General features: G+C 73.6%; 10 protein-coding genes. 6 read left to right on the plus strand and 4 right to left on the minus strand.

The window, feature by feature from the left end; all coding sequences use genetic code 11:
* Positions 1-48: 48 nt before the first annotated feature.
* On the minus strand, positions 49-1284 hold the full coding sequence (locus MW084_RS22825; RefSeq protein ID WP_010472870.1) for a cation:proton antiporter: 1236 nt from the start codon (positions 1282-1284) through the stop codon (positions 49-51).
* A 3-nt stretch (positions 1285-1287) separates the two neighbouring features.
* Positions 1288-1758 (minus strand): cation:proton antiporter regulatory subunit, encoded by a 471-nt coding sequence (locus tag MW084_RS22830; RefSeq protein WP_010472871.1) that lies wholly within the window; start codon positions 1756-1758, stop codon positions 1288-1290.
* A 323-nt stretch (positions 1759-2081) separates the two neighbouring features.
* Here MW084_RS22830 and tatA point away from each other — a divergent pair.
* Positions 2082-2266, plus strand: a 185-nt coding sequence (gene tatA, locus MW084_RS22835) for a Sec-independent protein translocase subunit TatA (RefSeq protein ID WP_275563764.1), incomplete at its 3' end; no start/stop codon positions are given.
* Positions 2267-2505: 239 nt separating this feature from the next.
* On the opposite strand, the gene MW084_RS22840 is transcribed toward tatA, so the two are convergent.
* Both MW084_RS22840 and MW084_RS22845 read right to left on the minus strand, forming a co-directional pair.
* Positions 2506-3597, minus strand: coding sequence for a glutamate--cysteine ligase 2 (locus MW084_RS22840; protein ID WP_029553661.1), 1092 nt, complete (start codon positions 3595-3597; stop codon positions 2506-2508).
* Between the two features lie 14 nt (positions 3598-3611).
* Complete coding sequence (locus tag MW084_RS22845) at positions 3612-4151, minus strand: DUF6328 family protein (protein ID WP_372499317.1); 540 nt, start codon at positions 4149-4151, stop codon at positions 3612-3614.
* Between the two features lie 378 nt (positions 4152-4529).
* Between MW084_RS22845 and MW084_RS22850 the strand changes: the two genes are divergently transcribed.
* From MW084_RS22850 to MW084_RS22870, 5 genes are all read left to right on the plus strand, one after another.
* A complete protein-coding gene (locus tag MW084_RS22850) occupies positions 4530-4946 on the plus strand; it encodes a CBS domain-containing protein (RefSeq protein ID WP_029553662.1) in 417 nt (138 codons plus the stop codon).
* Between the two features lie 233 nt (positions 4947-5179).
* Positions 5180-6244, plus strand: coding sequence for an IS110 family RNA-guided transposase (locus MW084_RS22855; protein ID WP_275563388.1), 1065 nt, complete (start codon positions 5180-5182; stop codon positions 6242-6244).
* 158 nt (positions 6245-6402) lie between these two features.
* Positions 6403-7419 (plus strand): DUF72 domain-containing protein, encoded by a 1017-nt coding sequence (locus MW084_RS22860; RefSeq protein WP_010476617.1) that lies wholly within the window; start codon positions 6403-6405, stop codon positions 7417-7419.
* On the plus strand, positions 7407-7550 hold the full coding sequence (locus tag MW084_RS22865) for a hypothetical protein (RefSeq protein ID WP_169331719.1): 144 nt from the start codon (positions 7407-7409) through the stop codon (positions 7548-7550). The genes MW084_RS22860 and MW084_RS22865 overlap by 13 nt, the downstream gene beginning before the upstream one ends.
* Positions 7551-7754: 204 nt before the next feature.
* Complete coding sequence (locus MW084_RS22870) at positions 7755-9098, plus strand: serine hydrolase domain-containing protein (protein ID WP_010476620.1); 1344 nt, start codon at positions 7755-7757, stop codon at positions 9096-9098.
* The last annotated feature ends 33 nt before the right edge of the window (positions 9099-9131 follow it).

The raw sequence follows: 9131 nt of genomic DNA on the forward strand, positions 1-9131 counted from the left end.
CACCCGGCCCGGCGGCCCGCCCCTCGGCGGGCCGCCGGGCGGGGAGGCTCAGGCGCGGCCCGCCGTGCCGTCCTCGACCGGGTCGAGGGTCTCCTCGCGCGGCACCGGCGGCTGCTCCGGCGCGGTGCGGCGCCGGGTCAGCCGGCTGGCGACCGGCTCGGTGTAACGGGCCGTCAGCGGACCCAGCACGACGAGGATCAGCACGTACGCGGTGGCCAGCGGGCCGAGGGACGGCTCGATCCCGGCCGTGACGGCCAGACCCGCGATGACGATGGAGAACTCCCCGCGCGCCACCAGCGTGCCGCCGGCCCGCCAGCGGCCCCTGACGGACACGCCGGCCCGCTTCGCCGCCCAGTAGCCGGTCGCGATCTTCGTGCCGGCCGTCACCACGGCCAGCGCGAGGGCCGGCAGCAGGACCGGCGGGATGCTCGCGGGGTCGGTGTGCAGGCCGAAGAAGACGAAGAACACCGCGGCGAACAGGTCCCGCAGCGGGCTCAGCAGGTTGTGGGCGCCCTCCGCGACCTCGCCGGACAGGGCGATGCCGACCAGGAACGCGCCGACCGCGGCGGACACCTGGAGCTGCTGGGCGATGCCCGCCACCAGCAGCGTCAGCCCCAGCACCACCAGCAGCAGCTTCTCCGGGTCGTCACTGGACACGAAACGGGAGATCAGCCGCCCGAAGCGCAGCGCGAGGAACAGGACCAGGCCGGCGACCCCCAGCGCGACGGCGAGGGTGACGCTCCCCGCGGCGAGCCCGACCCCCGCCAGCAGGGCGGTGACGATCGGCAGGTAGACGGCCATCGCCAGGTCCTCCAGGACCAGGATGCTCAGGACGACCGGGGTCTCCCGGTTGCCGAGCCGCCCCAGGTCGCCGAGGACCTTCGCGATGACGCCCGAGGAGGAGATCCAGGTGACCCCCGCCAGCACCACCGCCGCGACCGGGCCCCAGCCCAGCAGCAGGGCCATGGCGGCGCCCGGCAGGGCGTTGAGCGCGGCGTCCACCAGACCGGCCGGGTACTGGGTCCTGAGGTTGGTGACCAGGTCGGCGGCCGTGTACTCCAGGCCGAGCATCAGCAGCAGGAGGATGACGCCGATCTCGGCGCCGATCGCCACGAACTCCTCGCTCGCGCCCAGCGGCAGCAGTCCGCCCGTGCCGAACGCCAGCCCCGCCAGCAGGTACAGCGGGATGGGGGAGAACTTCAGCCGCCCGGCGAGGCGGCCCAGCAGGCCGAGCCCCAGGATGATCGCGCCGAACTCGACGAGGAAGACAGCGGACGAGTGCATGTATCACTCCCTCCCGAGGATCGCGGCGGCGGCGTCGACGCCCTCGCGGGTGCCGATGACGATGAGGGTGTCCCCGCCGGCGAGCCGGAAGTCGGGCCCCGGCGAGGGGATGGCGTCGGCCCTGCGCAGCACGGCGACGATCGACGCGCCGGTCTCGGTCCGCATCCGCGTGTCCCCCAGGTGCCGCCCGCCCCAGTACGACGTGGAGGGCAGTTCGATGCGCTCGGCCACCAGGCCGAGGTCGGTCGTCGACAGGAGGCTGGGGCTGTGGTGCGAGGGCATCAGGGCGTCGATCAGCGCCTCCGACTCGGGGGCCGTCAGCTTCACGGACAGGGCGCACTCGTCCGGATCGTCCCGGCGGTAGGCGTTCAGCACGCGGCTCCCGTCGCGTTGGGCGACCACCGACAGGCGCCGGTCCTCGCGGGTCGTGAGGTCGTAGCGGACCCCGATGCCGGGCAGCGGCGTACTGCTCATCCGTGGAGCGTGCACGATGGATGTCTCCCTGGGCGTGGCTGGGCCGGGCGCGGAGGTGCGGCGGGCGGCTTGACAGTTACTTTACCCGGGCAACCAATGGGGTGATCTGCGGATATAGGGAGATCCCCGGCGATACGGGCGCTCCTTCCCGCCGCCCGGGGATGGGCGCTCGCGCCCCCGCCCGTGCGGTTCCGTGCGGTTCCGTGCGGTCTCGTGCGGTTCCGCGGCGGCCCTCCTGTCCGGCGCGCACGCCGGGCGGTTACGATCCGAAGGGTCACGGCCCCGGGCGCCCCGGCGCGCGGCCCGATCGGAAGGTAGGGAACATGGGAACGCTCAGCGTGTGGCACCTCGCCATCGTGGTCGGAGTCGTCGTCCTCCTCTTCGGCAGCAAGAAGCTGCCCGAGATGGCGCGCTCCCTCGGCAAGTCCGCCCGGATCCTCAAGAGCGAGGCCGCCGCGATGAAGGCCGAGAACAACAAGCCCGAGGAGATGCCGCCCCCCTCCCGCCCNNNGGCCNCTGAGCCCGCGCTCCCGGCCGGACGCCGGACGCCGGACCCCGAGCGCCCCGCGTCCCGCCGGCCGNGGGCCGCGGCGATCCGCCCGCCCCGGCCCGCACCCGGCGGGGGAGGACCGGCCCTCGGGCGGGGCCACCACCGCCGGGCGGTGTCCGCCTCCACGCGGCCGCGAACGACGCAGGGCCGGCCGGCGCCCCCTCACCCGGGGGTGCTGGTCGGCCCTTTCGCCGTTCTCAGGCCAGGGTGCGCCGGACGCACTCGGTCACCACGGACCGCAGGCTGCCCGTGCGGTGCAGGAGCTGCCGCTGCACGCGGGCGCCGTTGCCGTTCTCCAGGAGGTCGGCGAGGGCCGTCCGGGCGGACGCGGTGTCGCCGTTCTCCTCCAGCGCGTCCCGCACGTGGTCGAACAGGGCGTGCACCACCGCCTCCGCCGGGGCGGGGCGCATCGTCCCCGGGTGGATCAGCTCGTCCTCCAGGCCCGACCGGGCCGCCCGCCAGCTCGCCAGCCGCAGCAGGGCCACACCGTGCCGCGGCGGCGGCATCCCGTCGCGCCACTCCCGCGCGGCCGTGTCCACCAGGCCCCGGATCAGCGTCGCCAGCAGGACCGTCGTCGACGGGTCCAGGCACACGTCCGCGACGCGGACCTCGACGGTCGGGTACGCCTTCGACAGGCGGGCGTCGAAGTACACCATGCCCTCGTCCAGCAGCGCCCCGCTGGCGATCATGTCGGCGACCTGCTCGTGGTACCGGTCCGCCGACCCGAACACCTCGACCGGGCCGGCCGACGGCCAGCGGCCCCACACCCGGTTGCGGTAGCTGTGGTAACCGCTGTCCTGGCCCTCCCAGAAAGGCGAGTTCGCGCTGAGCGCCAGCAGGACGGGCAGCCAGGGGCGGACCCGGTCCAGGACGGCCACGCCCTCCTCGTCGGACTCCACCGACACGTGCACGTGGCAGCCGCACGTCAACTGCTCCAGGGCGGTGAGGCCGAAGTGCTCCTTCAGCCACTGGTGCCGCTTGTCGGAACCGAGCGCGGGGCTCGCCCCCAGCGGGGAGGTGGCCAGCGCCACGACGGACGCGTCGACTCCCTCCGCGTGCCGTGCCGCCTCCGCCCGCCAGCGGCGGACCTCCTCCTCCAGCTCCCGCATGTCGGTTTGCGGGCTGGTCGCGAACTCGAGCTGCTGGCGCTGGAGTTCGCTCTCGAAGACCTCCTCGTTGCCCAGCGGGTCACGCGAGGCCGCCGCCAGGACCGCCGCGGACAGCGCCCGCGGCTCTCCGTTCTGGCGGTCCACCAGCAGCAGCTCCTCCTCCACACCCACACTTCGCACACGAACCACCTTTCTCAACTCCGGGCGGAACGCCGCGCGAGCCGCCGTGCGGATCGGCGGCGCAACCACAGGGGAAGCACGTACCAGGACAGGACGAACCAGAGCATCACCGCGCCCACCAGCAGATCCGCGAGGAGGCCGGGCACCACCACGTGCAGGATGAGCAGCAGGGTGCAGCCGATGGTCAGGGCCAGCAGCACCATGCCGCACATCATCAGCCGGTGCGCGGTGTCGACCATCTCGTCCTTCATCCGCTGCCCCGACAGGAACCGGTGCAGGGACACCGGCGCTATGAGGGAGGCGGTGGCCAGCGCGCCCAGCACCACCGTGATCACGTAGATCGCCCGGTCGGCCGCGGCCAGCTCCCGGAACAGCGGCGTGAACGCCACGCTCAGCAGGAAGCCGAAGAGGATCTGCACACCCGTCTGCGCCACCCGGGTCTCCTGCAGGATCTCGTGCCACCTGCGGTTGATCCGGTCGCGCGCGCTCTCGGGCGGATCGGCTTGCGGGGCGCCCGCCGCAGGGGCCGTCCCCGCGGTCGCGGCGGGAAGGATCAGTGCGGCGTGGGGCCGGACGGGTGAACCCGCCGGACCGGGTGCGGCGGGGCCGGCCCCGGTGCCGGGACGGCCGCCGTCCGGACCGGCGGCCTCGGCGCAGGAGGGGCACCCGCCTCTGGGAGGGTGGCCCGCCGCGGGCCACCCGACCGACTGCTCCGTCATGGCCATGGCGACCTCCTCCGTGTCAGGGGACGTCCGTGTGCCCCTTGCCCCCCGAACCATGCCGAACGGCCGAACGGGTTGCGAATGTCCCCGAAGAGGGTTAGCCGGGCCGGATGTCGGGGGACCCGTGTTGCGTCAGACACCCACCCGCCGGCCACCGGGCCGACGGGTTCGCACATGAGGTAGAGAACGCGGAGAAGGGATCGTCACACCATGACGACGGCACGAGAGATCATGACCGAGGGCGCCGAGTGCATCGGCGAGGACGAGACCGTGCTCGAAGCCGCGAAGAAGATGACGGAACTCGGTGTGGGAGCCCTGCCCATCTGCGGAACCGACAACAGGCTCAAGGGCATGCTCACCGACCGCGACATCGTCGTGAAGGTCCTCGGGAAGGGCAAGGACCCGGCCGAGTGCAAGGCCGGCGAGCTGGCCCAGGGCGAGGCGGTCACCATCGGCGCCGACGACGACGCGGACGAGATCCTGCGCACCATGACCGAGCACAAGGTGCGCCGGCTCCCCGTCATCGACGGCCACGACCTCGTCGGCATGGTCGCCCAGGCCGACGTCGCCCGGGCGCTGCCCGACCCGAAGGTGGGCGACCTGGTGCAGGCGCTGTCCACCGACTGACTGTGAGGATGAAGATGGCACCGCTCGGGGGTCTGACCCTCCGACTGACTGACGCTCCGGCTGTCCTGCGGTTGAATCGTCGGCCGTCCGGGCGGTGCCGCCATGCACGCGGCCGGTCGGGCGTCTGTGACTTCATAGGAGCCCGGCCAAAGGTCCCATCACAGTCTTGTCCTGTCGCCCGACCGGCGCGTGTCATCCCTCGCGCGTCGCACGGAAGGACAGCAGCAGTCAGCATGGCAGACGAGATAGCGGTGGTCGGCGGCGTGGACACCCACACCGACTTCCACCAGGCCGCCGTGATCGACTCCATCGGTCGCCACCTCGCCACCGAGGCGTTCCCCACCAGCCCCGCCGGCTACCGCCGCCTGCTGGACTGGCTGCGTTCGCACGGTGACCTCATGGCCGTCGGCGTCGAGGGCACAGGTGCCTACGGCGCCGAACTGGCGCGGTACCTGCGGGCGAACCAGGTCACCGTCATCGACGTGGACCGGCCCGACCGGCGGGCCAGGCGTGCCAACGGAAAGTCCGACCCCGTCGATGCCTACGCCGCAGCCACCGCCGTGCTCTCCGGCCGGGCCGGTGGTACGCCGAAGACGCGCGACGGCGTCGTAGAGGCGATCCGCTCCCTGCGCGTGGTCCGCCGTTCGGCCATCAAGTCCCGTACCCAGACGATCAATCAGATCCGCACGCTCATCGTCACCGCACCCGGCGAGGTCCGTGAGAAGTTGCGCGCTCTGCCGACCGGCGAGCTGATCCGGCAGCTGGCCCGCTCGCGCCCGGGCAGCGACCACGCGGATCCGGCCTGCGCGATTCGCACCGCACTGCGACGCCTCGCCCGCCGCTACCAGTACCTCACCGAGGAGATCACCGATGCCGATGCCGAGCTGAAACCGCTGGTCGCGCAGACCGTCCCCGACCTGGTTGCGTTGCCTGGCGTCGGCACCGAAACCGCCGCCCAGCTCTTGATCACGGCGGGCGACAACCCGAACCGGCTCAGGTCGGAGGCGTCCTTCGCGCACCTGTGCGCGGCGGCGCCGATCCCGGCCAGTTCAGGTCGCACCCACCGGCACCGCCTCAACCGCGGCGGTGACCGCCAGGCCAACAACGCACTCCACACGATCGCGCTCGTCCGCATGCGCTACGACACCCGTACCAAGGACTACGTGATCCGACGAACCGCCGAAGGCATGTCCAAGAAGGACATCCTCCGGTGCCTCAAACGCTTCATAGCGCGCGAGGTCTACAAGCACCTCATCAGCTCACAGACCACACCGAAACCGCTCCTTCAGACCGCTTGACGATCTATAGGAGCTTCGCCCGACGGCATCCGGCACCCGACAGGGCCCCGGCCGCGCGGACCCGCGCGGCCGGGGCCCTCCTCGCCCGTACGGGACCCCGGACGGGACCCCGTACGGGCGAGGAGCACGACACCCCGGGGAGGGGAGGCACGACGCCCATGGGCGACATCATGATCGGTACGTGTTCGTGGACGGACCCGGCCCTGGTCTCCAGCGGCTGGTACCCGTCCGGAAGGCGGGACGCGGAGGGCAGGCTGCGGCACTACGCGGACCGGTTCCCGCTGGTGGAGGTGGACTCCACGTACTACGGCATGCCCAGCGTCCGCAACAGCCGGCTCTGGGCGGAGCGCACCCCCGACGGCTTCCGCTTCGACGTGAAGGCGTTCTCCCTGCTCACCGGCCACCCCACCCGCCCCGCCGCGGTGCCCGCCGACCTGAGGCCCGCGCTCGCGCGGCACGGCCGGGCGCGCGGCGCCCCCGCCGACCCCGGCCTCCTCGACGAGGTCTGGACCCGCTTCGCCGCGGCGCTCGGGCCGCTGCGCGAGGCGGGCCGCCTGGGCGCGGTGCTGTTCCAGCTGCCCCCGTGGGCGGCTCCCGGCCCGGACGCGCGGACGTTCCTGGAGGAGTGCCGGCGGCGGACGGCCGGATGGCGGGTGGCCGTCGAGTTCCGCCACCCCGGCTGGTGGGGCGAGGACGAGCGGACCCGTACGGCGGCCCTCCTCGGCGGCCTGGACCTCGCCGCCGTGGCCGTCGACACGGCGCGCGGCCTGCCGGGATCGCTGACGCCCGACGTGCCGGTCACCGACCCCGCCCTGTCCGTCGTACGGTTCCACGGCCGCAGCCCGGCCTGGGGGACCGGGACGAAGGAGGACAGGTTCCGCCACGACTACACGGCGGACGAACTGCGCGAGTGGGCGCCCCGCGTCCGCGCCCTCGCCGACCGCGCCGCCGAGGTGCACGTCCTGTTCAACAACTGCTGCGGGGACGCCGCCGTCCGCGCAGCCGAGGCCATGCGCCGCGTCCTCGGCGCCGAGGGCACGGAGGAAACACCCCGTACCGGCACACATGGCGGAAGCCCGGCGGGGCAGACGGATCCCCACACGATCGGCCCGGACCGGCGTGACACGCCGTCAGCATCCGGAACCGGCACACAGGAGGTGTCATGTCGCAACTGATCAGGCGCATCAAGAGGTTCAGCCGCACCCCGCAGGGCCGCCGGCTCATCCACACCGCCCGGCGCGCCGCGCTGGACCCCCGGCGGCGCACGCGCAGCCGCGGGATCCTCGGCGTGCTGCGCCGCCACTGATCCTACGCCCCGTCACGTCGCGGCCCCCGACCGGCAACTGCCGGTCGGGGGCCGCGACGTGACGGGGGTCGCCCGTCTGACACATGTCACAGCCTTCCGTGCGCCGGGTCGTTCCGGGGGAGGACGTCCGGGCCGGTGCGGCGCTGTGAGGATGGGGCGCGAAGGCACGGACCCGTGCCCCGACCGACCCTCGCAGGAGCATCCATGGCATCCTCGCCGCGCCCCGCCCTCCGCGGGCTGCGCCTCGCCGCCGTCACCTCCGGCGCCGTCCTGCTGTCCCTCACCGCCGGCGCCCTGCCCGCGCAGGCCGCGCCCGCCGCGCCCCCGGCGGCCGTCGCCGGGCACCAGGGCCGCGAACTGGACCGGCAGGCGCTCCAGGCGTCCCTCGACGCCATCCACCAGGCCGGCATGTACGGCACGTACTCCGCGGTCCGCGACGGCTCGTCGCACTGGCGCGGCGCCGCCGGGCACGCCGACGTCGACACCGGGCGGCCGGTGCGGCCCGGCTTCCGGCACCGCGTCGGCAGCATCACCAAGACCTTCACCGCCGTCGCCGTCCTGCAGCAGGTCCGCGAGGGCCGCGTCGACCTCGACGCGCCCATCGGCCGCTACCTGCCCGACCTCGTCCCCGGCGAACGCGGCCGCCTCATCACGGTCCGCATGCTCCTCAACCACACCAGCGGCCTCGGCGACCACATAGCCGCCGCGTTCCCCGGCATCGGACAGGACCCCGGCAGGGCCCTCGACGCCGGCCGCTTCCGCCACTTCGAGCCCGAGGAGCTCGTCCGCTTCGGGCTCGCCGCCCCCTCGCCCGTACCGCGCGGCACCTACGGCTACTCCAACACCAACTACGTCGTCCTGGGGCTCCTGCTCCGCGAGGTCACCGGCCAGGAGCCCGAGGAGTACATCACCCGCCACGTCATCCGCGCGGCCGGGCTGCGCCACACGTACTTCCCCCGCACGCCGTACCTGACCGGGCCGCACTCCCGGATGTACGAGTCGATGTACGGCTTCATCGACCCGGCCCGCGACTACAGCGTCTACGACATGTCCTGGGGCGGCACGGCCGGGTCCCTCGTCTCCACCATGGAGGACCTCAACTCCTTCTACCGGCAGCTCCTCACCGGCCGGCTCCTCGGCCCCGCCGAACTGCGCGAGATGAAGACCACCGTCCCCGCCTATGAGGCGCCGCCCGGCCAGGAGCCCGCCATGCGCTACGGCCTGGGCATCTACACCACCAGGCTGTCCGACGGCCGCTGGTACTGGGGCCACGACGGCGCGGTGTTCGGCGCCGGCACGATGGCGCTGTCCACGGAGGACGGCCGCCGGCAGGTCGCACTCGGCATCAACCTGATGAAGTACCAGCACATCGGCGAGGACGGCTACCCGCAGCCGCACGCGATCGACGAGGCCATGCTCCGCCACGTCGAGGGGGCTCTCGCGGACGCCCCGAGCCCGGCGGCCACCGGCCGCGCGGCGGCGCCCAGGACGCTGCCCACGGCGGCCGGGCCCCGGCCGTTCGCCGCGCCGGACCCGCTGCGGCGGTGAGACCGGGCGGGCCCGGGGCGCCCCGGGCNCGGC

The sequence above is a fragment of the Streptomyces sudanensis genome (assembly GCF_023614315.1).
Classification (GTDB): domain Bacteria; phylum Actinomycetota; class Actinomycetes; order Streptomycetales; family Streptomycetaceae; genus Streptomyces; species Streptomyces sudanensis.